The sequence below is a fragment of the Enterococcus sp. 4G2_DIV0659 genome, from assembly GCF_002140715.2.
GTDB lineage: Bacteria > Bacillota > Bacilli > Lactobacillales > Enterococcaceae > Enterococcus_L > Enterococcus_L mansonii.
Map to the genome: position 1 here is coordinate 212,165 of NZ_NGLE02000001.1, position 23,604 is coordinate 235,768.

Annotated in this window: 20 protein-coding genes, 1 other RNA gene and 1 pseudogene; 6 read left to right on the forward strand and 16 right to left on the reverse strand. The window is 35.7% G+C overall.

What is annotated here, in order from left to right; translation table 11 throughout:
- Window position 1: 1 nt before the first annotated feature.
- The 5 genes from A5880_RS01000 to A5880_RS01025 all read right to left on the reverse strand — a co-directional run bounded on the left by A5880_RS01000 (window position 2) and on the right by A5880_RS01025 (window position 4,424).
- Entirely contained in the window at window positions 2-523 is a 522-nt protein-coding gene (locus tag A5880_RS01000) for a thioester domain-containing protein (protein ID WP_086330222.1), read from the reverse strand.
- A gap of 567 nt (window positions 524-1,090) precedes the next feature.
- On the reverse strand, window positions 1,091-1,438 hold the full coding sequence (gene rplS / locus A5880_RS01010) for a 50S ribosomal protein L19 (protein ID WP_086330224.1): 348 nt from the start codon (window positions 1,436-1,438) through the stop codon (window positions 1,091-1,093).
- 217 nt (window positions 1,439-1,655) lie between these two features.
- A complete protein-coding gene (gene trmD, locus A5880_RS01015) occupies window positions 1,656-2,399 on the reverse strand; it encodes a tRNA (guanosine(37)-N1)-methyltransferase TrmD (RefSeq protein WP_143353635.1) in 744 nt (247 codons plus the stop codon).
- Window positions 2,389-2,913 (reverse strand): ribosome maturation factor RimM, encoded by a 525-nt coding sequence (gene rimM / locus A5880_RS01020; protein WP_086330226.1) that lies wholly within the window; start codon window positions 2,911-2,913, stop codon window positions 2,389-2,391. Before rimM ends, trmD begins: the two co-directional genes overlap by 11 nt.
- A 143-nt stretch (window positions 2,914-3,056) precedes the next feature.
- The gene (locus A5880_RS01025) at window positions 3,057-4,424 is read right to left on the reverse strand and encodes an Nramp family divalent metal transporter (protein WP_086330227.1); all 1,368 of its coding nucleotides are present in this window, start codon (window positions 4,422-4,424) and stop codon (window positions 3,057-3,059) included.
- 496 nt (window positions 4,425-4,920) lie between these two features.
- On the opposite strand from A5880_RS01025, the pseudogene A5880_RS01030 reads away from it, so the two are divergent.
- Window positions 4,921-5,310 (forward strand): annotated as a pseudogene (locus A5880_RS01030) (TVP38/TMEM64 family protein); the annotation flags it as partial.
- 92 nt (window positions 5,311-5,402) lie between these two features.
- The gene (locus A5880_RS01035; RefSeq protein ID WP_086330332.1) at window positions 5,403-7,205 is read left to right on the forward strand and encodes a glycerophosphoryl diester phosphodiesterase membrane domain-containing protein; all 1,803 of its coding nucleotides are present in this window, start codon (window positions 5,403-5,405) and stop codon (window positions 7,203-7,205) included.
- 49 nt (window positions 7,206-7,254) lie between these two features.
- Here A5880_RS01035 and nth read toward each other — a convergent pair whose 3' ends face one another.
- The 7 genes from nth to A5880_RS01070 all read right to left on the reverse strand — a co-directional run bounded on the left by nth (window position 7,255) and on the right by A5880_RS01070 (window position 12,968).
- Window positions 7,255-7,902, reverse strand: coding sequence for an endonuclease III (gene nth / locus A5880_RS01040; protein ID WP_086330229.1), 648 nt, complete (start codon window positions 7,900-7,902; stop codon window positions 7,255-7,257).
- 12 nt (window positions 7,903-7,914) lie between these two features.
- A complete protein-coding gene (locus A5880_RS01045) occupies window positions 7,915-8,631 on the reverse strand; it encodes a DnaD domain-containing protein (protein WP_086330230.1) in 717 nt (238 codons plus the stop codon).
- Between the two features lie 36 nt (window positions 8,632-8,667).
- Entirely contained in the window at window positions 8,668-10,167 is a 1,500-nt protein-coding gene (locus A5880_RS01050) for a carboxypeptidase M32 (protein WP_086330231.1), read from the reverse strand.
- A gap of 11 nt (window positions 10,168-10,178) precedes the next feature.
- Entirely contained in the window at window positions 10,179-11,342 is a 1,164-nt protein-coding gene (locus A5880_RS01055) for a THUMP domain-containing class I SAM-dependent RNA methyltransferase (RefSeq protein ID WP_086330232.1), read from the reverse strand.
- A 112-nt stretch (window positions 11,343-11,454) separates the two neighbouring features.
- Window positions 11,455-11,867, reverse strand: an RNA gene (rnpB, locus tag A5880_RS01060) — RNase P RNA component class B.
- Between the two features lie 32 nt (window positions 11,868-11,899).
- On the reverse strand, window positions 11,900-12,331 hold the full coding sequence (gpsB, locus tag A5880_RS01065; protein ID WP_086330233.1) for a cell division regulator GpsB: 432 nt from the start codon (window positions 12,329-12,331) through the stop codon (window positions 11,900-11,902).
- Window positions 12,332-12,428: 97 nt separating this feature from the next.
- Window positions 12,429-12,968: an SLOG family protein gene (locus A5880_RS01070; RefSeq protein WP_086330234.1), complete on the reverse strand. Its 540-nt coding sequence runs from the start codon at window positions 12,966-12,968 to the stop codon at window positions 12,429-12,431.
- 61 nt (window positions 12,969-13,029) lie between these two features.
- On the opposite strand from A5880_RS01070, the gene recU reads away from it, so the two are divergent.
- Complete coding sequence (gene recU / locus A5880_RS01075; protein WP_086330235.1) at window positions 13,030-13,671, forward strand: Holliday junction resolvase RecU; 642 nt, start codon at window positions 13,030-13,032, stop codon at window positions 13,669-13,671.
- Window positions 13,661-15,988 (forward strand): PBP1A family penicillin-binding protein, encoded by a 2,328-nt coding sequence (locus A5880_RS01080; protein ID WP_086330236.1) that lies wholly within the window; start codon window positions 13,661-13,663, stop codon window positions 15,986-15,988. The genes recU and A5880_RS01080 overlap by 11 nt, the downstream gene beginning before the upstream one ends.
- 47 nt (window positions 15,989-16,035) lie before the next feature.
- On the opposite strand, the gene A5880_RS01085 is transcribed toward A5880_RS01080, so the two are convergent.
- The 4 genes from A5880_RS01085 to A5880_RS01100 all read right to left on the reverse strand — a co-directional run bounded on the left by A5880_RS01085 (window position 16,036) and on the right by A5880_RS01100 (window position 22,060).
- Entirely contained in the window at window positions 16,036-17,643 is a 1,608-nt protein-coding gene (locus A5880_RS01085; RefSeq protein WP_086330333.1) for a CTP synthase, read from the reverse strand.
- A 259-nt stretch (window positions 17,644-17,902) separates the two neighbouring features.
- Entirely contained in the window at window positions 17,903-19,573 is a 1,671-nt protein-coding gene (locus A5880_RS01090; protein WP_086330237.1) for a peptide ABC transporter substrate-binding protein, read from the reverse strand.
- Window positions 19,574-19,608: 35 nt separating this feature from the next.
- Window positions 19,609-20,979 (reverse strand): transglutaminase-like domain-containing protein, encoded by a 1,371-nt coding sequence (locus A5880_RS01095; protein WP_086330238.1) that lies wholly within the window; start codon window positions 20,977-20,979, stop codon window positions 19,609-19,611.
- A 16-nt stretch (window positions 20,980-20,995) separates the two neighbouring features.
- A complete protein-coding gene (locus A5880_RS01100; RefSeq protein WP_086330239.1) occupies window positions 20,996-22,060 on the reverse strand; it encodes a dipeptide epimerase in 1,065 nt (354 codons plus the stop codon).
- A 300-nt stretch (window positions 22,061-22,360) separates the two neighbouring features.
- Between A5880_RS01100 and A5880_RS01105 the strand changes: the two genes are divergently transcribed.
- Window positions 22,361-22,927, forward strand: coding sequence for a helix-turn-helix domain-containing protein (locus tag A5880_RS01105; protein ID WP_086330240.1), 567 nt, complete (start codon window positions 22,361-22,363; stop codon window positions 22,925-22,927).
- Between the two features lie 186 nt (window positions 22,928-23,113).
- The gene (locus tag A5880_RS01110) at window positions 23,114-23,455 is read left to right on the forward strand and encodes a metal-sulfur cluster assembly factor (protein WP_086330241.1); all 342 of its coding nucleotides are present in this window, start codon (window positions 23,114-23,116) and stop codon (window positions 23,453-23,455) included.
- Window positions 23,456-23,604: the final 149 nt, after the last annotated feature.

Genomic DNA, 23,604 nt, shown 5'->3' on the forward strand with positions numbered 1-23,604 from the left:
ATTAAGTTATACCTATTATTCTTATTAAAGTCAAGATTTTTTTTATTTGGACATTTGATAATACGCGAAAAGCATTTCCAACTTGGGTTGTTAACAATTCATTTCCTAGAGTTTCCCAGATAATATGCTGTGTGATGGTGTACGTTAGCGCATTAGGATTTGTTTGATACCCATAATAAGCAATCAAGGCTAAACGATCCTTTTCTGGTATACTCTCAAAACCTGCTCCTGGCTTCGTCACAGGGATGCCATGCTCAATAAAAAATGCTGGATTTTCATCCGCTGTCATCATATTCGATCCTTGCTCTGTCCAATGTATCCCATTGAGTAATTTAGAGTGCCATGTGGATACCGAATCCCCAATCTTATGAAATGACACCTCCGCAGCATATACAGATGATGCAGATGTAATAAAGGGTAGTGCGATTAATATGAACAATAATAATCGATTGATCACTTTATTTACTTTTTTCAATAAAAAAAAGAGCAAGATTTTAGGTTCAAAATCTTGCTCTAGTGTCATGATTCAAGTGTGTGATCCTCACTTGTTTCTGCTATTTAATTTTCCAAATTTTGCAAAAGTCTACTTGTTTTAATTGGTCGATAATCGTACCCAATTTCAGTTAGTAACTCTTCCCAATTTTTATTTGTTCTTCTCATAATCGTATCTTTTCCTGAATTCGGTCATAGATAAGCTTTCTTCTAAATCTAATCGAACAATTTCGTCCTTTAAGCTTGTCAGCAATTCAAAATCTGTTACAAACCTTTTAGAGCCCACTCGTTTATCAAATAAGTGACTTATATCAATCTGTCTTTTCTTAACCGTTGATAAGCTTAGAAGGTTTTTTGCCTGCACGATTTTTTTCATACATTTAAATTGGAGCATCGTTTTGGCATTTTGGGGATCCTTTTTGTCGTCAATTTCCCCTATGATTTCTACCTATTTTCTGACAACACAGGTCGCCAAAACGGGATAATCAAGGACGATCACAGAAAATACCCACGATTTCCTTAAACAAAGTCAAAAGAAAAAGCCCTTGATATCAAGGACTTTCGCACTTTTTTCTTACTCGGGCAATCTAAGAAACACTTATCTTCTAATTTCTTTAATACGAGCTGCTTTACCATGTAATGCACGTAAGTAATAAAGTTTCGCACGACGAACTTTACCATAGCGTACTACTTCGATTTGAGCAACACGTGGTGTGTGTAATGGGAATGTACGTTCCACACCAACACCGTTAGAGATTTTACGTACTGTATAAGTTTCGCTGATACCAGAGCCACGGCGTCCGATAACAACTCCTTCAAATAACTGGATACGTTCGCGAGTTCCTTCGACAACTTTCGCATGAACGCGAACAGTGTCTCCAGGACGAAATGCAGGGATATCCGTACGTAGTTGTTCTTGTGTTAATTCTTGAATTAATGGATTCATTCTTTTTTCTCCTCATTCCAAACATTCTTATGGCGCACTGCCACAGCGGAATATCGTAATAGTTAAGCGCATTGCACTCACTGAAATAGTTTAACACAGCTCTTGTGGAGTGTAAAGGGATTTTTCTTGATAACTTTTACTTATCTTAATTGATCATACATTTATCTAAATATTCTAGTAACTAATTCAATCGTTTCCTCTAAAAAAAACGTTTATGCTAAAATTGATTGTTTTCATCACGAATTTCTTTCAACCATTTTTCTTGTTGTTCCGTTAGTTCTATTTTCTCTAGCATATCTGGTCTTCGTTCTAAGGTTCTTCTTAACGATTCTTTTTGCTGCCATTCATCAATTAATTTATGATTGCCGTTAGTTAACACTTCTGGTACAACCATTCCATTGAACTCTGCCGGACGTGTATACTGTGGGTGCTCCAATAATCCTGTCGAATGCGAGTCAGTTTGGGCAGATAATTTATTTCCTAAGACATCCGGTAATAGACGAACCGTCGCATCAATCATGACCATCGCTCCTAATTCGCCTCCTGTCAATACATAATCGCCCAATGAGACTTCATCAGTAACTAACGAACGGATGCGTTCATCATAGCCTTCATAATGACCACAGATGAAAACTAAATGCTCTTCTTGAGAAAATTCTTCTGCCATCTTTTGGTCAAATTGTTTTCCAGCAGGATCCAGCAGAATTACACGTTTTTTCGTTTCAGGAGATTTTTCTTCTATATTACGCAAATTATCGTAAATTGGCTGAACTTTCAACAACATTCCTGCTCCGCCACCATAGGGATAGTCATCAACTGATTGATGTTTATTGTCTGAATGATCACGAAAATTGGACACATTAATCTCTAATAAGTTTTTATCAACAGCCTTGCCTATAATTGATTCCCCTAAAGGTCCTTCAAACATTCTCGGAAAAAGCGTCAATACATCAATTTTCATCATCAATCAAGCCTTCTGGGATTTCTACACGAACCATACCATTTTCTAAATCAATAGACTTAACAACTGACTCAATGTAAGGAATCAAGATGTCCTTTTTCTTTGGTCGTTGAACGACCCAGACATCATTTGCACCTGGGGAAAGTATTTCTTTGATCTTTCCAAGTTCTGTTTCCTTTTCATCGATCACCGTCAGTCCAATAATTTCGTGATAATAAAACTCATCTTTCGACAACTCACCTAAATCATCTTTTGACACTTTCAAAATGCCCTCACGATATTTTTCAACATCATTAATTGAAAAATGATCTTCGAACGTCACAATATCAAAATTTTTATGTTTTCGATGCGTTCTGATTGTTAGCTCAATAGGTGCTTTTTTTTCTTGAAATAATGTCAAAACCGATCCTTTTTTATAGCGAAGCTCTGGAAAATCTGTTTGAGAAATCACGCGTACTTCTCCTTTTAAGCCTTGAGTATTGACGATTTTCCCAACATTTAAATATTCAGTCACTTAAAACCCTCATTTCAAAATTTTAGTCTTTTACATTTTACCATTTCTACAGACTGAATTCTATTATATATCAACAAAGTGATTGAGACTAAAAATCCCAATCACCCAACTTTTAAATAAATACCGAAATAAAGGCATCGCTTTTATGCATTCACACCCGTTAATGTTCCGTAAATCAAGAATAAATTTAACGCAGTCAATACAATTGCAATAATCCAAGCTAACACTTTCACCCACATAGGATTCGCAAATCGGCCCATAATTTTTTTATCACTTGTATACATTGTTAATGGAATAATCGAAATCGGCAGAGCAATACTTAAAAATACTTGTGTATACAATAGTAAATCTTCAACCGCAGACTCTCTTCCACCATATAGAATAACGCAGATAATTACAGGTACAATTGCGATTAAACGAGTAACGACTCTACGCATCCATAAAGGCATCTTCAAATGAATAAAACCTTCCATCACGATTTGCCCTGATAGAGTTCCTGTAATCGTTGAGTTTTGACCTGACGCAAGTAAAGCAATCGCAAATAATATACTTAAAACAGGACTAGCAATACTCCCTACAATATCAGGATTTTTCAAAGCATCAAACAAGTCAACAAATTTCCCTAAATCACTGTTTGTTCCATAAAATAAAGCGCCACCTAAAATTAGTAGTAAACAATTGACGATAAACGCTACGGTTAATTGAATATTTGAATCCCAAACCGTAAAACGAATTGCTTTTGCTTTTTCATCATCGTCATTTCGATCAAATTTTCGTGCTTGAGCAATTGACGAATGTAAATAAAGATTATGCGGCATAACTGTTGCACCAACAATACCCAACGCTAAAAATAACATAGATTTGTCACTAGCAATTCGAGTATCTGGAATAAATCCGCGTAATACTTCACCAATCTTCGGATCAGCCAACGCTACTTCATAAGCAAAAACAAAAAAGATAACCGCAATTAAACAAGCAACAATTGCTTCGATTTTTCTAAAACCTAGTTTGGTTAAAAGCAACAATAACAAAACATCAAAAGTCGTAATTAAAACCCCGATTAATAATGGAAAACCAAATAGCAATTGCAATGCAACTGCCCCTCCAATGACTTCTGCAATATCTGTCGCCATAATCGCTAGTTCAGTTATAACCCATAAAACAAAGCCTGTCTTTTTACCTGTATGTTCTCTTGTTGCCTGAGCTAAATCTCTTCCTGTTACGATCCCTAATTTAGCTGCCATACTTTGCAAAAGCATCGCGATTAGACTTGAAAGTAAAATTACACTTAGCAAAGCGTACTTATACTCTGCTCCACCTGCAATGGATGTAATCCAATTACCAGGATCCATATATCCTACAGCTACCAACGCACCAGGACCGCTATACGCCATTAATGTACGCCAAAAATTGGCATTTTTTGGCACATCCACAGTATTATTTATTTCTTCCAAACTGGGACCATTTGCATAGTCCAGTAATTTTTCTGTCTCAGATTTTTCTTTTCTCATAACTATCCTTCTTCCAATTATAAATCATCAGGCTCCTATTATTATATTTTTAGGCACACCTTAATCTTTAAATTCTATTATAATCCTCTCATTCTTTCTTGTAAATAAGAAGCCCTTAGATTTTTTTAATTAGGTCTAAAGTAGGATGATTTTAATGGCTATTCTTTATATAATACTTATAACAAGTTTGTTCTTACAACTTTGTTCGTGATTTTCAATAAAAAACAATGGTAAAATAAGTGAAACGCTTTTATACTAAGATTAGTTACTTAAGGAGATGAGACAGATGAGCATCGCACTTTCAAGAAAAATTATCAACTGCATTTCAATTATGGGAATCATAGCGACGATTGCTGTGACAATTTATTTTATTCGCTTAGGTGTTTTTAAAGATGTAGAAGCTTTGAGAGGTTTAGTCGGTGACTCAGTTATTTTAGGTCCTGTCTTGTTTATGCTGATACAAATTATTCAAGTCGTTATACCTATCATACCAGGTGGCATTAGTTGCGCTGCAGGCGTTCTGATTTTCGGTCCATTTGCTGGTTTCATCTACAATTACGTGGGAATTGCCATTGGTTCTGTAATTATTTTCTTGCTCGGACGTCAATACGGAAAACCATTTATTCTTAGTTTAGTGAGTGATAAAACCTATAATAAATATATCGGCTGGCTAGATAACGAAAAACGCTTTGAACGTCTCTTTGCACTAGCTATTTTCCTTCCAATTGCGCCAGATGATGCTCTTTGCTTAATGGCTGGATTAACGAAAATGTCCTTGAAAAAATTTACACTGATTATCATCTTAGCAAAACCCGTCTCCATTTTCTTATACAGTTTAGCATTGATTTATGGCGGTACTTTTTTAAACAGTTTACTGGGCTTTTAAAGCTTTACGATATATAATGATTAATCAATAAGGATAGGATGCAATTGTATCCTATCTTGTTTTATTTTGGTTTTGTAGAGGTGGATTCTGTGATGAACTATTTAAAAAATAGCATTAAAAATATGATTGATTTTTTTGCGGGGACATCGGCTTATTTTCGCGATGTTTTATTAATGCATGGGTTCATGCTTTTTGTTTTACTGCCACTTTTGGCTAGCTCGACTCGTTTTATTTTAAAACAAGGGAATATTGAGTATTTATCTTATGATACACTACCAACAATTTTTGCTAAGCATCCTGGTGTTCTAATTGCTTTGATCTTAGTTTTGCTAGCAATCGTAGTTGCTGTGTTTTTTGAATTTACTTTTTTACTATTAAGCATCTTTTTCATCAAGAAAAAAGAACCAATTTCTCTAACGAATTTACTTAAAGGTACGATTCTACAACTAAAAAAACTTCGATTTAGTACGATTCTTTTTTTTCTATTTTATTTTTTCTTGGTTTTACCGCTCAGTGGTCTAGGGTTCCATTCTGATTTACTAGCAAAAATAAAAATTCCAGCGTTCATTATGGATTTTATCTTCGCTAATCGTGTAACAATCATTGGATTAGTACTCTTAGGTTACTTGTTCTTCTTTTATCTTTCAATACGCTTAATTTTCGCTTTACCTGAGATGATTTTAAGAGACGTTTCTTTTCGTCAAGCCATTAAAGAAAGTTGGGAGTCAACAAAAAATCACTTTTTTAAAATTCTTGGACAGTTTGTCGTAATTGGTGGAAGTATTCTATTGCTTTTTGTTCTTAGCTACACAGTAATTCTCACAGTTCAGGCAATGATTGAATCTGCGTTACCTCAATACGCCCTTGTGAGTGCTGTTATCGCGATGACTCTTTTACAATTCATTTTACTTCTGAACATCGTTTTTTCTACTGTTGGGATTTTTTATATCACAATTGATTATATGGATGATGAAGATTTTTTACCTGATTTACCACAATGGTTTTTTGAGCAACCTAGACAACCTAAAAAAGAGTGGACGGCTTTTAAGATCGGTTCATTTGCGTTTGTTGCTGCTTTATTTGGTATAGGGGTGGGAACATATAATACTAGCTATCTCAGTAATCCGTCCGTTACAGAGCCTCTAACGATATCCCATAGAGGTGTAGACGCATCAAATGGCGTACAAAATACACTTCCCGCCCTTGAAAAAACAAGTGCTGAACATCCTAACTATGTAGAAATGGATATTCAAGAAACGAAAGATAAACAATTTGTGGTTATGCATGATTTTAATATAAAAAAGCTTACAGGTGTTGATAAACGACCAAATCAGTTAACGTTAGCAGAATTAACCAGCTTAACCGTTAAAGAAAACGGTCTACAAGCAAAAATTTGTTCTTTTGACGACTATCTAGATAACGCCAAAAAATTAAAACAAAAACTATTAATAGAGATCAAAACAACAGCACAAGATAGTCCTGATTTAGTTGAACGGTTTACTCAGAAATATCGCAAGACTATCTTATCTGAAAAGCATATTCTTCATACTCTGACATTTAACACAGCCATCCAACTAAAAAAAGAAGAACCAGATTTTTATGTTGGCTATATTCTCCCGTTTAATATTGTAGGTCCACCTGTTGCAAATGTTGATTTCTTTACAATGGAATACACGACCTTAAATAAAAATTTTATCAACGCTGCACATAGTGATGGAAAAAAAGTATACGCATGGACAGTCAATGATTCAGATACAATGACGCGGATGATGTTTTATGGCGTGGATGGTATTATTACCGATGAACTAAAAATGCTAAATAAAACAATTCAAACAGATTTAGATGAACCAACCTATTCAGATAAACTATTTCATTTTGTTATCGGTATTGGTTAAATAAAAAGAAGCGAGTGGAGAAAAGTAATTCATCCCCTTCGCTTCTTTTTTATTTAAGTGCCATTCGTGATTTGCCCTCTTGACACATGTAAAGTAGCGGACAAACATCACATTTTGGACTTCTTGCTAGACAATGATAACGACCAAAGAAAATCATCGTATGGTGGGTTTTAACCCATAATTCTTTAGGAATTTTTCGCATCAATGTCTTCTCCACTTCCATCACATTAGCATCTAATTTACAAATACGAAGTCTCTTTGATACTCGCTCTACATGGGTATCTACAGCAATTGCGGGCTCACCAAAGGCATCTCCCATTACAACATTAGCCGTTTTTCGACCAACACCTGGGAGTGAAACCAATTCTTCTCTAGTTTCAGGCACTCTTCCGTCAAATTGTTCAATTAATTGAGCCGCACAAGCTTTGATATTCTTTGCTTTATTTCGGTACAAGCCGATTGTTTTAATTTTTTGAATGATATCTTCTAAAGGAGCGGCGGCCAAGGCATCCGGTGTTGGATAAGCTGCAAATAAGGCAGGTGTTGCCTTATTTACAGAAACATCTGTTGCTTGAGCACTTAAAATCACAGCAATCAACAACTGAAAAGGACTCTCATGTGTAAGCTCACATTCAGCTTCTGGGAACATGTCATACATGATTTGTATTGCTTCCATCGTTTTCTCTTTTGAGAGCATTTACCTACCTCCTTACTCGCTATCTTCTGGATTCAGCCAATTGTGTAACGTCACTTTTGGAATTGGCTCGTTTGTAGCACCTTGTTGTTCAATTTCTTTTTGGATTAACGCTTGTTTTCGACGTTTTTGATCTTCAGCGACTTGTTCTTTTGTTGTAATATTTTTGCGTTCCCAAGCCAACAAGATACGATCAATATACTTCAAACTGTAGGCTTGATTCAATACCGCTTCCCTTAATGCTAGCCGAATAAGTTCAGGTTGATAATGATCTGTTTCCAACCATTGACCAATCATTTCCAATTCAATTGGAGACAATTGACGACCAAATTCTTTTTCAAAGCTTTGGTAAAGTTGCTTAATCGTTTCTTCTGATGAGAGCACTCGTGCCTTTTCTATTTGTTTTTCCTGTAACAAAGCAATTTTATCAAAAATCGGTAATAAATCATACGTATCCATCATTTGCCCTTGTTGATTTTGCTTTGTTTCAATGATTAAAAATCCCCGTGAAACCAATTGATTCAACAACTGATAAATAACATCTATTGGCTTTTCCATGATTTGACTGATCTCTGCTAAATTAGGAAATAAGTCTCCTTTAGCTTGTGAGCGGAACAATTGTAACCAAAATAAAAATTCATCATCGGCTAATCCAATTTTTTGATAGTTCTCAATTACTAAGTTGGAAACAGTTGTTTCACCAGCCCGTAAATACTCATTGATTGATAACATAACTGCGCCCTGCTTTCTGTTGCTAGATAAACACCATTATTCTTTAATTTTATATACATCATAATAAATTGATTTCATGTAATTAATCAAGTATTGAGGATTCAGTGATTCCCCTGTTGCATCTAAAATCAATTGGTTTGGTTTTCTTGAGGCTCCATACTGATGAATGTGAGTTGTCAACCAATTCTTAATAGGTGAATAATCATCACTTGCTAAAACATCGTTTACATCGATTTCCTTTTCCATCGCATGACACAATTGCGCAGCGTACATGTAGCCTAACGCATAGGATGGGAAATAACCGAAACTACCACCTGACCAATGAATGTCTTGTACGATTCCTTCTAAATCATTCTCAGGACGAATACCCAAGTATTCTTCGTATTTATCATTCCAAATTTGTGGTAAATCATCCATTGATACTTCATCATTGAATATCATTTTTTCAATCTCATAACGAATAATAATATGCAGTGGGTATGTTAGGCTATCTGCTTCGATTCTGACTAAACTAGCTTTTGTTTCTTTTAAGGAGTCATAAAAAGTATTAAAATCGATATCATCAAATGTCCCTTCTGTACATTCTTTGAAAAATGGAAATTGTTTTTGCCAGAATTGTTTATTACTACCAATGATAATTTCATTAAACAAAGACTGAGATTCATGAATTCCCATTGAAGTTCCTGTTGAAAGTGGTGTGTAATCATATTTCGAATCAATACTTTGCTCATAAATTCCATGACCTGCTTCGTGAATTACACCAAACGTTGCCATCGTAAATTTGGTTTCATCCCAACGTGTTGTGATTCTACCATCATTGCGATTTAAAGATAACATAAATGGATGAACTGTATCATCTAAACGACCTCGTGAAAAATCATAGCCTAATTGTTCTACCACGCCTATCACAAATTTTCGTTGCTGCTCTTTGCTTACTTTTCTAGATAAGAAATCTGTTCTAGGTGCTGTTCCTTTTTCAGCAATTACCGTTCTAATTTCCATAATGCCTTCTTTAACTTGAGCAAAGATTTGATCTAATTTTGCCACAGTCAATTCTGGTTCATATTGGTTCAACAATACATCATAATTCGTTTCTTCGTCTTTTTTCCAATAAGCAATAAATTCTTTTAAGAAACCGATAATTGTTTCGATTTCATTTTTCATTTTCCCGAAATCTTTCGCTTTTCTTGCTTGCAACCATGCGTTATGAGCATTTGTCAAGGCTGTAGTATACGCCTGCATCCGCTCTGGCGGGATACTTTGATTTAATTCATAGTTTTCTTTAACTTTAGTATAAACGGCTAAGCCGACTTCTGAGAGCTCTTCCGTGTGTGTATCAAAATAGTTCAATGCTTCCTGAATTTTTGACCCAACACTGCGTTCAAAAGACATACCAGATAAATATCCGACTACTTCTCCCCGAAAAGAACTACTAGCTTCCGGCATTCCCGTTTGACTATCCCATTCAAGCAAACCTAAAGCTTCATTCAATAATTCAATCTCTTTTATTTCTTGTAGAAATTCTTGTTCTTTCATCTTTGTCTCACCTACTCTTCTCTTGGCTTTCTAGGAGGTCTTTCCCCCCAATATTGGAACAAATCCGTACGTAGCGCGCCATTATATAGTTTTCTTTTTTTCGTAGCTTTTGCTCCGTAATATTGTTCGAAGGTTAAGTCACTTGTTAAAATATACTTACTCCATGTTTTTAATGGTCGGAAAACTTCGCCCATTTCTTTATATAGTTTGCGAACAGATTCTTCTTCACCCAAACGTTCACCATATGGCGGATTAGCAACCATTACACCGTATTCTTTCTCTGTTGTAAAGTCTTTTAAAGCTAATTGTTTGAATTCAATCGAATCACCTAAACCAATTTCTTCTGCATTTGCTTTAGCGATCTCAATCATTTTCCCGTTGATATCTGTACCCATAATATCTAATTTAATATCATAGTCTGCTTGTTCATCTGCTTGTGCTCGAACTTTCTCGAAAATACCTTTATCGAACCAATCCCAAGTCTCGCATACAAATTCACGATTAAATCCTGGAGCGATGTTATGACCAATCAAAGCCGCCTCAATACAAATTGTACCAGATCCACAAACAGGATCGTAAAAAGGACGATCTTTACGCCAAGTGGTTAAAGCAACTAAAGCCGCTGCCATATTTTCTTTTAACGGTGCGCCGCCTTTTTCAATTCGATAACCTCGTTTGAATAAACTTGGACCGGTTGTATCGATCGTCAAGGTTACATGGTCTTTTAAAAGAGCAACTTCTAATTGGAAAAATGCCCCTGACTCTGCTAGAGGAACTGTTGCTGGACGATGATACACTTCTCTTAAGCGATTAACAATGGCCTTTTTCGTAATCGACTGGCAATCTGGTGTACTGTATAATTTTGACTTGATCGATTTCCCTGCTACAGGAAATTCTGCATCCATCGGTAAATAATCTTCCCAAGGCAATGCTTTAACTTTTTCAAATAATTCATCAAAACTAAATGCATCAAATTCCCCAACAATGATTTTCACGCGATCAGCGGTTCTCAGCCATAGATTAGCGGTAGCAATCGTCTCCATGTCGCCTTCAAATAGCGCCTTACCATTTTCTACTTCACAAGGAATACCTAAATCCCGCAATTCTTTTCCTACTAATGCTTCTAGCCCGCTTGCAGCCGTTGCGACAAGCTTAAATGTTTTTTCTTTCGTCATTATATCTCCTCTTATTCTTGATATCGTTAAGAACTGATCGTTAATTTATCTCTCATACTTTAAAAAAAGCCTTCACAACAAAGTTGGAAGGTCATCCTGAATACTTGTAATTTTCTGTAAGCCATGTTCTGTATCGAATGCCTCTCAGGGAAAGACATTCGACGGTCATCATCTATCTGCAGAAATATTTCTGCCTCTTCTACTCGTTCATTTCCTTTAGAAGAGTGCCCCTACCATTGTTTGGGTTGCTCGCTCGAGGGGTTTACCGCGTTCCACCAATTCCGTTTCCAAAATTGCTTCGTCACTGTGGCACTTTCAAGGGTACTTTGACATAGCCGAAACCTTAGTCATTTTTCCTGCCGTTACTCCAAAAAGTAAAATCAGCTCGTTAAAAAACAGCAGATCTTACTAGATCTAGTACCTTAGCTTATGATTTCGCTAAGCACGAACACTACAGACATCTCAGTCTGTGCGAGCATGGACTTTCCTCAGCTTGAAAAATTCAAACCGCGATCACCCGAAAATTACAAACTTATTTACTTGATGAATACAGTCAATTAAAATTGACGTGTTTCTGAATGATCAATTTCACGTTCGTAAGGATTGTGTAAACTACTTTCATATGAACTTGAATGACTCATACCTGAAATTGGATTTGAAGCTGGAGTATCATCTAATTTTTTTCCAAATACTTCACGTTCTAAATTAGACAAACGTTTTAGAATATCAAAGTTTGTTACCGCCGCACTCTTAGGCATCTCTTGACTGCTACGAGAAGGCATCGCTTGTTGCACTTTAGATGCTTGATCAAGCTTAGCTAATAAACGATTGTTTTCTTCTTGTAAGGTTAAAATTTCTTTATTGTACGCTTCATAATCTTTGATTACGTTATCTAAAAATTCATCCACTTCAACTGGATCATAGCCACGCATTTTTGTCTTAAATTCTTTTTGTAAAATATCTTTTGGACTGTATACTAAATTTGCCATACTTACACCTCATTATTTTCTTTGATTAGGATAAAAAGTTCATAGTTCAACAGCATTATTGTATCGGAAAATCGTCAGAAAATCAATCAGATTCTTCCTATTCTACCGAGTTTTGTAAATCATCCATTGTTATTAGGCGAATTTCATAAGGAAATTTTTCAGAAAAAAGCTCCGCATCTTTTAAAAAATACTCCGTTTTTCCAGGATATTCTTTATCATAAATCAATAAACTCCCGCCAGAATGCTCCAATAAAAAGCGCGTATGCATTTTTAATTGAGCTGGCGACTTGTATTCTTGATGACTCACTGCATCCACATAATCGGCCAACCGCTCGATTTTTTCTAAATTTGCTTGATTTTTTTCATTCCAATTGCTGCCAAAACCTTTAAATGGATAAATGATTCCTAATTTTAATTCTGGATAATCATTTTTCAATTCTGCCACAACTTCTGCCGCCCAAATCTCTGTTCCAAGATTGCCTGAAACTAAAACCCACTCCAATCCAGTGTCTAAGTAGCCTAAAATTTCTTTTTTTAATACTTTTTTAATAACTTCTATTTTAGGATCATTGTCTTGAAAAGCCCCGATTTCAAAGCTTTTATACCCAGTCACATAAAGTGTTTTTACGTTTTCCATAGACATTCCTTTTCTTTCATAAAGATTTTTTGTTATAATGTTGGCTAGGAGTGTGATAGAAATGGCTTTTCATTATCCTAATGGTACTCCCTATAACCATCATGAAGCACCCACACAAAAAAAACAAGGAAAAAATAAAAAATCAATTCAATTTGGCAAACGAGGAATGGATTTCGAAGAGGAAATCAACAAAAGTAACGTGTATTATTTAAGTCATAACGTAGCTGTCATCCATAAAAAACCCACTCCCGTCCAAATCGTAAAAGTTGATTATCCTAGCCGAAGCGCCGCTGTGATCAAAGAAGCTTATTTTAGGCAAGCTTCTACAACTGATTATAATGGTGTTTACAACGGATATTATCTGGATTTTGAAGCAAAGGAAACTAAGAATAAAACCTCATTTCCTTTTAAAAACTTTCATCAACACCAGATTGACCATATCCAACAATGTTTGGCACAAAAAGGAATTTGCTTTGTTCTATTGTGGTTCTCTTCATTGAATAGATGTTTCTTTTTTAGCGGAGAAGAATTAGTAACCTATTGGTCAGAACAAGAAAACACTGGAAAAAAATCGTTGCCTTTATCTATTATTGAAAAAAATGGAATAGAAATTCAGATTGGAATTGCACCAAGAATTCCATATTTGAATGCAGTTGAGCAACATATTCAATCAAACAAAGGAGTTGCGATTTATGACAACTGATGAAATAGGATCTCGTGCCGCAAGACATGGGCATACATCCACGTCTAATAACACGCTAAATATCCCTTCTAATGGCGAAAAAAAACCAAAGAAAAAAAGAATCTTACTTAAACTTTTTTTAGGCTTAATCCTTCTTGGTGTAATCGGATTGTTAGCTGGTCTAGGTCTTTTCTGGTCCTATGCCAAAAATGCACCAAAATTAGACGATGAAATGTTAAATGCGACTGTGTCGTCTAAACTTTACGATGCAAATAATGAAGTTTTTGAAGACTTAGGTGCTGAAAAACGTGAAATGATCAAACCAACCGAAGTGCCTCAGCTATTGAAAGACGCCGTGGTATCTGTGGAAGACAAACGTTTTTACAAACATAGTGGTGTAGATCCAATTCGAATAATAGGTTCAGCTCTATCAAACTTTAAAACAGGTGGTCTTCAAGGCGGAAGTACATTGACACAACAGCTTATTAAGTTGTCCTACTTTTCTACCAAAGAAAAAGATCAAAACCTCAAGAGAAAAGCACAAGAAGCATGGCTTTCCTTGCAATTGGAAAAAGAGAAATCTAAAGAGGAAATCTTGACTTACTACGTGAATAAAGTATACATGGCTAATGGCTTGTATGGCATGGAAACAGCTGCTCAAACCTATTTTGGTAAACCTTTATCTGAACTTTCGCTTCCACAAACAGCTTTATTAGCAGGGATGCCTCAAGCACCAAATGATTATGATCCTTATACACAGCCGGATACTGCAAAAGACCGACGAGATGTCGTTTTATTTACAATGAAAGAAAATAACAAAATTACCCAACAAGAATACGATGCAGCAAAAGCTACACCTGTAAATGACGGCTTACAGCCCTTACAAACATCGAATGAAAATCGTAAAATCGTCGATAATTACATTAAGCAAGTAATTGATGAAGTCGAAGAAAAAACAGGGAAAAATGTCTATACAGATGGTTTAGAAATCCACACAAATTTAGACATGGCTGCTCAAAAACACCTTTATAATGTCATTAATACAGCTGATTATGTACAATATCCTGATGCTGATTTTCAAGTTGCTTCAACAGTAATTGATGTTAAGACAGGACAAGTTAAAGCTCAAATCGGCGGACGAAATATCCCTGATGATGTGCAATTAGGCGAAAACCTAGCACTCAACGTTCGTAGAGATGTAGGTTCAACAATGAAACCAATCGCCGACTATGGTCCGGCCATTGAAAATTTGAACTACTCCACTGGTCGAATCATGATGGATAAACCAACAACCTATGAAGGAACCAATATACCAGTAACAAACGCTGATATGCAATATTACGGGGCACTTACGATGCGAAAAGCAATCATGTATTCTCGTAATACAACTGCTATCCAAACATTTGATGAAGTTGGCAAAGACAAATCAGCTGAATTTCTTAAAAACTTAGGAATCGAATTCAAGGATATCGTTGCTGCAAATGCTATTTCAAGTAATACAAACAAAATTGATGGAACGAAGTATGGCGTGTCTTCATTGAAATTAGCTGCCGCATATGCCGCTTTTGCAAATATGGGTGTTTATAATAAACCTTATTACGTAAATAAAGTCGTGTATCAAGATGGCTCAGAAGACGATTTCCAACCAGAAAGCAAACGTGTCATGAAAGATTCTACTGCTTATATGATGACAGATATGTTAAAAGACGTTATTACTGGCGGAACAGCCTTTAATGCTGGCGTTCCTGGGTTAATCCAAGCTGGAAAAACTGGAACAGCAAACTATACTGACGATGACCTCACTCGAATGGGTGCCTCTGAATCATCCAGCATTGCTCCTGATAGTACCTTTGTCGGATATACTCCGAACTATGCGGTTTCTGTTTGGACAGGTTATAAAGAACGCTTAACCCCAATTCCTTTTGAATATTGGGGAACAGCATCTGATGTTTATAGAGAAATGATGACCTATCTTTCTGAAAATGTGAGTAATGATGATTGGGTCATGCCTGATAGTGTAATTCGTTCTGGTAGTGAGCTGTATGTTAAAGGTGCATACGAAGAAAATTTATTACCTTCAAACACAGGTGTTATCACTTCTTCTACAGCAGAATCAACAAGTGCTGCTCCAACACAAAGTAGCTCGACGACTGCGACTTCAGAACCAACAGCACCAACTAGCGAACCGGCGACACCGGCTGATCCACCAAAAGAAGAACCATCTAAACCGACGAGCCCACCTGCCGTTGAACAACCTACGAGTAGTGAAGAAACAGTACCTGATTCTAAACCACCCGTGCAAAATAACCCCGCCAGAAGAAATCCTTCTGGCGGATAGAAAAAACGTATAATGCCATTAGATTGGCATTATACGTTTTTTCTAGATTATACTTCTTTATTACTTAATGAAGCTTCAACAAATGCTTTAATTAAATGCTGTGGTCTATTTGGTCGAGAAATTAATTCAGGATGGAATTGACAAGCAACAAAGAATTTTTTCTCAGGTAATTCAACAATCTCAACTAAACGATTGTCTGGTGAAACACCTGAAAAGACTAAGCCGTTTTCTTCAAACAATTGACGATACTTATTGTTAAATTCATAACGGTGTCTGTGACGTTCTTGTACCACTTCTTGTCCTTCATATGCAGCCGCTGTAACACTACCTTTTTTCAACTTACAAGGATATAAACCTAAACGAAGTGTTCCTCCAAGGTTTTCAACATTTTCTTGATCGGACATCAAATCAATGATATTGTTTTGTACATCTGGATTATTTTCAGCAGAACCAGCATCTTCTAATTTCACAACGTTACGAGCAAATTCAACACAAGCCATTTGCATACCTAAACAAATACCTAAGAAAGGGATATCCTTTTCACGAGCATAACGAATCGCTTCTATCTTCCCTTCTACTCCGCGATCGCCAAAACCACCAGGAACTAAAATACCATCCGCTTCTTTTAAAATTCCTTCTACGTTCTCTGGAGTTAACTCTTGGGAATCGATCCAATCAATCGCAATGTCAGAATCAAAAGCAAAACCAGCATGTTTCAATGCTTCAACAACTGAAAGATAGGCATCCGGAAGTTCTACATATTTACCAACCAATGCAATACGGGTCGTCTTTTTCAATCCTAACACTTTTTCTTCCAATGCACGCCATTCTGTCATATCAGCTTCAGGTACATTTAGTTTTAGATGATCACAAACAATTTGATCCATATTTTGAGCCTGCAATGCTAAAGGAATAGAATAAAGTGTCTCTACGTCACGTGATTCAATAACAGCTTCTGGTTCTACATCACAGAACTGAGCTAATTTATTCTTCGTACCTTGAGATACAGGTAATTCTGTACGAACCACTAAAATGTTTGGTTGAATGCCTAAGCTGCGTAATTCTTTTACGCTATGTTGTGTTGGTTTAGTTTTCATTTCACCTGCTGCTTTTAGATAAGGGATCAACGTCGTGTGAATATACATCACATTATCACTACCAACTTCTGCTTTCATTTGGCGTAAAGCTTCTAAAAATGGAAGTGACTCAATATCACCAACCGTCCCACCAACTTCTGTAATAATGATATCCGCATCCGTCATGCTAGCTGCACGCATGATTTTATCTTTGATTTCATTTGTGATATGAGGAATAACCTGTACAGTTGCCCCTAGGTATTCACCTTTACGCTCTTTTCTTAATACTTCTGAATAAATTTTTCCTGTTGTCACATTTGAATATTTATTTAAATTAATATCAATAAAACGTTCATAGTGACCTAAGTCTAAGTCTGTTTCGGCACCATCATCTGTGACAAAAACTTCTCCATGTTGGTAAGGACTCATTGTTCCTGGATCCACATTGATATATGGATCAAATTTTTGAATCGTTACTTTCAAGCCGCGATTTTTTAATAAACGTCCTAAAGATGCTGCGACAATTCCTTTACCGATGGAAGACACTACGCCGCCTGTAACAAAGATATATTTTGTCATAATAGAAAAAAACCCTTTCTTAAAATAGATTTGTAGAGATAAGCAAACAATCAAAAGCTTGTTTTTTAGATTAGTAATAAAAAACAAAAGCTCCCTATCCAAAATGAATAGGGAGCTGGAATTCGTTGTAAACTTCTGACCTTCTTAAAGGTGCCCAAGTAGTATAATACAAGCAAATTTGTTTGAGGTCAAGTGTTTCTATTAGAAGACTTTTGTTTTTTTAGTAAAGTGATAAAACTTCGATCATATAGACAAAAATTTATTCTTTGATATACGCATTTTTGTAAGTACATGTTGCGCCAAAGTTATGATATTCAATCCCTTCAACCCCTGGACGAACCAATTGTCCTCTTGCTTGTTGATACAATGGAATTAATGCAACATCTTCTTCTACTAAAACTTTTTCCGCTTTAATCAGTGTCTCCCAACGTTTCTCGGGATCATTCGCATATTTGTTTGATGCATCATCAATCAACTGATCATACTTTTCGCTACGGTAACTTGTTTTATTTTTGGTACTGACTGAGCTTTCTAGGAATGTCATTGGATCTTGATAATCAGGTCCCCACATACTAACAGAAAGTTCGTAATCGCCTTTTTTCATTAGTTCGATTGAATTATTCAAAGGAACTGTTTTTACATTAATTTTTAAACCTGGTAACGTTTTTTCTAATTGCCCTTGGATAAATTCAGCTACTTTCTTATCGCCATCGCCATCTTTTGATAATAATTCAATGGTTACATCGCCATTCAATTCTTTTTTAGCTTTTTCTAAATATTCCTTTGCTCGTTTTTCGTCAGTTTTAACTAAGTCTCCGGCTTCTTTTCTAAAGTCTTCACCTGTTTCTGGATTTGATACAAAGTCTTTTGGAATGTATCCATAAATATCTTTTGAACCATCTGCTAAAATATTTTCTACTAAACTTTTCTTATCCAATGCATAGGCTACAGCCTTACGAACGTTTTCGTTGGCAAAAATTGATGGGTTGTCATTTCTTTTTTGGTTCATTCTTAAAGAGTACACTTTTGAGCGTTGAATGGCTTGATAATCAGGATTATCTTTATTTTGTTTCGCAAAGTCTCCTGTTAAAATCGCAACATCTAATTCACCTGATTCATACAAATTGAATACTGTATTGGTTTCTTTTAGCACTTCAAAATGAATTTTTTCTGATTTCACTTTGTCTGCATCATAATAGTTTGGATTTTGTACTAAATCCCAAGACATAGATGACTGATCCCAATTCTCCATTAAGAAAGGCCCATTAGAAACGATATTCTCACTAGATGTTCCATACAGCTTGCCTTTTTCCTTCACGAATTTTTCATTTTGCGGGAAGAAAGGTGAAAAAGCTAATAATGAAGTAAAGTAGGTTACTGGTTTTTCCATTTTGATTTCAAGTGTGTAATCATCAAGTGCTTTTACACCTAGTTCATCCGCTGATTTTTCTTCGTTTACAATCTCCGTTCCGTTAAGAATCGTTCCATCCATCAAGAAAAAGTAATTGGCTTGATTTTTCGGATCAGCCATTTTCTTCCAAGCAAAAACAAAATCATTCGCAGTTACGTTGTCTCCATTTGACCATTTCGCATCTTCTCTAAGTTTGATTTTATAGGTTTTACCATCTTCGGAAATTTCCGGCATTTCTTTGGCTACAGCTGGAACAACATTGTCTTTGTCGTCTAATTGATACAATCCTTCAAAAACATTTGATTGTGCATTTACACTTGGTTCATCTTGTGTGAAAATCGTATCCATCGATCCTACTTCTGATGCTTCCATCAAGTTGAGAACCCTTGAAGATTTTTGCCCTTCCGATACATTTTTACTTGTACTATCCTCTGTCTTATTGCTTGCTTTCCCCCCGCAAGCTGAAAGTAATAGCACTGTTGTTGCCAATACAAGACTTTGCTTTAACCCTTTTTTCATACAATCCACCATTTCCTTCTTTATTTATTTATTTGTTACACAAGTTCCTCCATACAAACCAACTCTTGTTTTACGTCTAAGTAAGCATATGGAAGACCTTGGTTTTCATATTCAAATTCGCCCCGTTGATTATCAATTGGATCTGCTCTTAAAAAGCGCTTTGGAGGATTGAAATCTGTTTGTATTTCGCTGTTAGCAGGCATTCTGAAAATGTCTAGATTTCCAAAATAATAATTCCAACGATCTAAATCACCCGTTCTGCGAGCTCCTCCCCCAAAGGATAAATCAGCAAAGACCCAACCGTATGGTGCGACATAAAATTGCGCCCAATCATGACACCCCGTATAATATTGTGATACATACAGGCCTGATTGCCATTTTGCAGGGATCTTTGCCATTCGACATAAGGTAATGAACAAAATTGCTTGAACCCCGCAGTCCCCTTTTAAATTAACAGCAGCATACTCTGAAATGTTCTCAATGGTAAAATACTCTCTCATAAAAGAATAGTTCACTTTTGTTGTAATAAAATCATAAATTTTCCGTGCTTTTTTAATCGGGTTTGTTTCACCAGACAAAATCTCCTCAAGTAGCTGCTCTAAATAAGGTGTAAAGCGAATATGAGGCAACTGTTCACCTAAATCGAACTCCGGCTGTAAATCAGACGCTTTTTCTGGTTCTAATTCAACATAATCAACTTGATTTACATAACGATATTCAACTGAAAAAATCTGATCTTCTTCTAAGATAGTTTCAAAATAAACTGTTCGTTGTGCCTCGTTTTCAGGTGCAATAAACGTTGCTTCTGGTGTCGTCTTTAATATTTGGATGTCAGATACTTGTTTACATTCTTTTGGCAACGGAAGAGACACGCGAACCTTTTCTCCTGGACGTTCATATTCTTTCTTTACTTGTATACTCGTTTTTAAATGAATGCTTACTTTTCTATACCCTTTTTCTTTCATCATTAGAACATTTTGGGTTAGCTCTTGTTTTCTTAAACGATCCACTTCATTGTCTTCTTTAACGATTAATCTAGCTTCATAATTAGCTTGTGTCTTGATCAAATTCATTAAGAAACGACGCTGAAAGTGAACTTGTCCATCTATATAGAGCCAGTCAACTTTCCCATTCTCTTTTAAAGCCGTCAATTCTTCTTCTTGATAGTCTTTAAAGGTTTCTTTCATCATCTTAGTAGCTTCTTCAAAGCCAAAAGGATACTCGTTAATACCCACAATCCGAATGATATCTTGTTCAATTTCTAAGCGTCTTCTCAATGCTTCTGGCAATTCATTTGATAATAAATGTTCGATCAATTTCTTTGCACCAGAAAAATCACCATAATTCTTTAATTTGATAATGTCTTCTGGTAGTGGTACGCTCATATATTTTAAATCATAATACATTTGACATTCTCCTTTCTTACTTGCTCAAACCTAAGCCCGCTTTATTGGATAAAGAGATCATACTCGTTGCTTCTAATCCAACACCTCCAGGAATCGCCACTTCGTTTAAACCAAATGTTGCGTCTAAATCAGCTCTTGTGATATTTTTAGTTGCAGCAGCTAGATGTGCTGCGGCAGTCACTCCTATATTCGTCTCCTCCACCATACAGCCAATCATACATTCCACACCAGCAGCTTCACAGATACTATTTATTTTCAGTGCTTCATGAATCCCTCCGCATTTCATTAATTTGATATTCACAAAATCAACGGCACGTGCTTTGATTAATCGCAATGCATCTTTGGAATTAAAACAGCTTTCATCAGACATGATTGGTGTCGAAACATTATTCGTTACATAAGTCAGTCCTTCAATATCATAATAAGCAACTGGCTGTTCCACGAGTTCAATTTGGTATTGTGCTAGAAGATTGATTGTATTTACGGCCTCTTTTGCTTTCCATCCTTGATTAGCGTCTAAACGTAGCTTTATATCATTCCCAACAGCTTCTCTAATCGCATGTATTCGAGCAACATCTGATTCAACTCCAGTTCCTACTTTGATTTTTAACGTATCAAAACCCTGTGAAACTGCAAGCACCGCTTTTTGAGCCATCCTCTCTGGCGTATCAATGCCAATCGTCATATCTGTTTTAACAGACGATTCAAAACCACCTAAAAGTTTATATAATGGTAAATTCGCTTTTTTCCCAAACAAATCATAACAAGCAATATCAATTGCTGTCTTTGCTGAAGGCGCAAGTGCTGCACTGGCATCCATGATCGAATGAATTTTTTCAGTATCTAACGGATCAACCCCGAGTAATTGCTTTTCAAATAATTGAATACATTCTGTCGTTCCTTTTAAGGTTTCACCTGTAATCAAAATACCGGGTGCTCCTTCGCCATATCCTACGACCCCTTCGTCCGTTTCGATTTCAACAACAGCACTCATTGAATGTTCAATCGTACCAAGCGAAATTGTAATTGGTTCTTTCAACTTTACAGACTTTGGCGCTACATTTACTTTTGTGATTTTCACTTTTTATCCCCCAATAATATTCATTATGAAACAGTGTTTACTTGGACATTTTTTAATCTTTTACAGAAATAGTATATCATCCTTAAAGAGAAAATAAATAGTCTTTTTTTAATTCCTAGTTAAATTTCATTACACAATTTGAATTATTGGTTACAATTTTAAGTTTACTCTATGTAAATGTCAACATATTAATGAGATTTAGATGTGTTTTTTCTAATTGAAATCTAAGTGCTTGTAATTTTGTAATGAATTCGAGATAATATGAATGAAAAAAGGATTCTAAATAAAGGACGGCTGTAAATGGAATTTAGAGAAATCAAAAATTTAAGAAAAGAAAAAAAGATTACCTTAGCAGAACTAGGAGAAAAAACAGGTTACTCTGCTAGTTTCTTATCACAAATTGAACGTGGAACGAATCGTCCCTCTCTGGAAGCACTAAGAAAAATTGCGGACGCATTGGATGTCACAGTTGCTTCCCTGTTAGCTAATGAAGCACCCCAAGTTATTCAAGAAAATGAAACGACTGAACATGGTTACAAAGTCATTCGAAATTCTTCCGGCACGATTTATAACCCGTGGCAGGCAAACTCTACTTATTATGATACTTTGTTCAATTTACCCGTACATACGAATAATATGGTTATCTCAAAAATCTATATAGACGCGCAATCTTCTTCAAGTGGTAGAAAAATCGCTCATAACCTTTGCGAAATAAATTACGTTATTAAAGGTGAGGCTACTATTGAGTTGCAGGACGAAACACTCATCTTACATGAAGGTGATGCAATTTTTCTAGAAGCCTATACTCAACATAATATTATCAATGCCACTGACGATGGATTAATGCTTTTTACTCTGCAATTTTAGATGATCATCTATGTTTGTTAGCTACTATTTCTTTAACATACTCTTATTGAAAAAGATTCTCATTTACAAAGTATTTAAAAAAAGGTATTATATGAAAAGATGTACCTGTTTATGAGCAACTGCGCGCATGCAAGTGTATTTTCTTATACAGGACCACAGCGCTATTATCACAAAGGAGTGGATACAATGACTGAAACAAATCAAGAATGGTCTGCTGAAGAAATTGAAGACATTAAAGAACAAATTTTAACAGCGTTAGAAACAGTTATTGACCCTGAACTAGGGATTGATATTGTTAACTTAGGTTTAATTTATGAAGTTGATTTTGCTCAAAATGGAGATACTGTTGTCAAAATGACCTTGACAACAATGGGTTGTCCATTAGCAGACATCTTAACTGATCAAATTCACGAAGCATTAAAAGAAATTCCGGAAGTAAGGAATCCAGAAGTAAAATTAGTTTGGTATCCTGCTTGGACAACAGATAAAATGTCGCGTTACGCTCGGATTGCTTTAGGAATTCGATAAGCTGATATAACAAGACTTTTATCAATAGAACTTTGTATGATCAGACAATAGCTTCATCATCTTACTTCCAATTGGAAAAATAAAAATACGGTCTTTCAACAATTAGCTTAGTCATAATTGTTGAAAGGCTTTTTTGAATGCTTTCATCC

What these genes read in the sequence shown, in the direction of transcription:
- A5880_RS01000 (WP_086330222.1), bottom strand. Translation starts at nt 523, where the DNA reads ATGACACTAGAGCAAGATTTTGAACCTAAAATCTTGCTCTTTTTTTTA.
- rplS (WP_086330224.1), bottom strand. Translation starts at nt 1,438, where the DNA reads ATGAATCCATTAATTCAAGAATTAACACAAGAACAACTACGTACGGAT.
- trmD (WP_143353635.1), bottom strand. Translation starts at nt 2,399, where the DNA reads ATGAAAATTGATGTATTGACGCTTTTTCCGAGAATGTTTGAAGGACCT.
- A5880_RS01025 (WP_086330227.1), bottom strand. Translation starts at nt 4,424, where the DNA reads ATGAGAAAAGAAAAATCTGAGACAGAAAAATTACTGGACTATGCAAAT.
- A5880_RS01035 (WP_086330332.1), top strand. Translation starts at nt 5,403, where the DNA reads ATGAACTATTTAAAAAATAGCATTAAAAATATGATTGATTTTTTTGCG.
- nth (WP_086330229.1), bottom strand. Translation starts at nt 7,902, where the DNA reads ATGCTCTCAAAAGAGAAAACGATGGAAGCAATACAAATCATGTATGAC.
- A5880_RS01045 (WP_086330230.1), bottom strand. Translation starts at nt 8,631, where the DNA reads ATGTTATCAATCAATGAGTATTTACGGGCTGGTGAAACAACTGTTTCC.
- A5880_RS01050 (WP_086330231.1), bottom strand. Translation starts at nt 10,167, where the DNA reads ATGAAAGAACAAGAATTTCTACAAGAAATAAAAGAGATTGAATTATTG.
- A5880_RS01055 (WP_086330232.1), bottom strand. Translation starts at nt 11,342, where the DNA reads ATGACGAAAGAAAAAACATTTAAGCTTGTCGCAACGGCTGCAAGCGGG.
- gpsB (WP_086330233.1), bottom strand. Translation starts at nt 12,331, where the DNA reads ATGGCAAATTTAGTATACAGTCCAAAAGATATTTTACAAAAAGAATTT.
- A5880_RS01070 (WP_086330234.1), bottom strand. Translation starts at nt 12,968, where the DNA reads ATGGAAAACGTAAAAACACTTTATGTGACTGGGTATAAAAGCTTTGAA.
- recU (WP_086330235.1), top strand. Translation starts at nt 13,030, where the DNA reads ATGGCTTTTCATTATCCTAATGGTACTCCCTATAACCATCATGAAGCA.
- A5880_RS01080 (WP_086330236.1), top strand. Translation starts at nt 13,661, where the DNA reads ATGACAACTGATGAAATAGGATCTCGTGCCGCAAGACATGGGCATACA.
- A5880_RS01085 (WP_086330333.1), bottom strand. Translation starts at nt 17,643, where the DNA reads ATGACAAAATATATCTTTGTTACAGGCGGCGTAGTGTCTTCCATCGGT.
- A5880_RS01090 (WP_086330237.1), bottom strand. Translation starts at nt 19,573, where the DNA reads ATGAAAAAAGGGTTAAAGCAAAGTCTTGTATTGGCAACAACAGTGCTA.
- A5880_RS01095 (WP_086330238.1), bottom strand. Translation starts at nt 20,979, where the DNA reads ATGTATTATGATTTAAAATATATGAGCGTACCACTACCAGAAGACATT.
- A5880_RS01105 (WP_086330240.1), top strand. Translation starts at nt 22,361, where the DNA reads ATGGAATTTAGAGAAATCAAAAATTTAAGAAAAGAAAAAAAGATTACC.
- A5880_RS01110 (WP_086330241.1), top strand. Translation starts at nt 23,114, where the DNA reads ATGACTGAAACAAATCAAGAATGGTCTGCTGAAGAAATTGAAGACATT.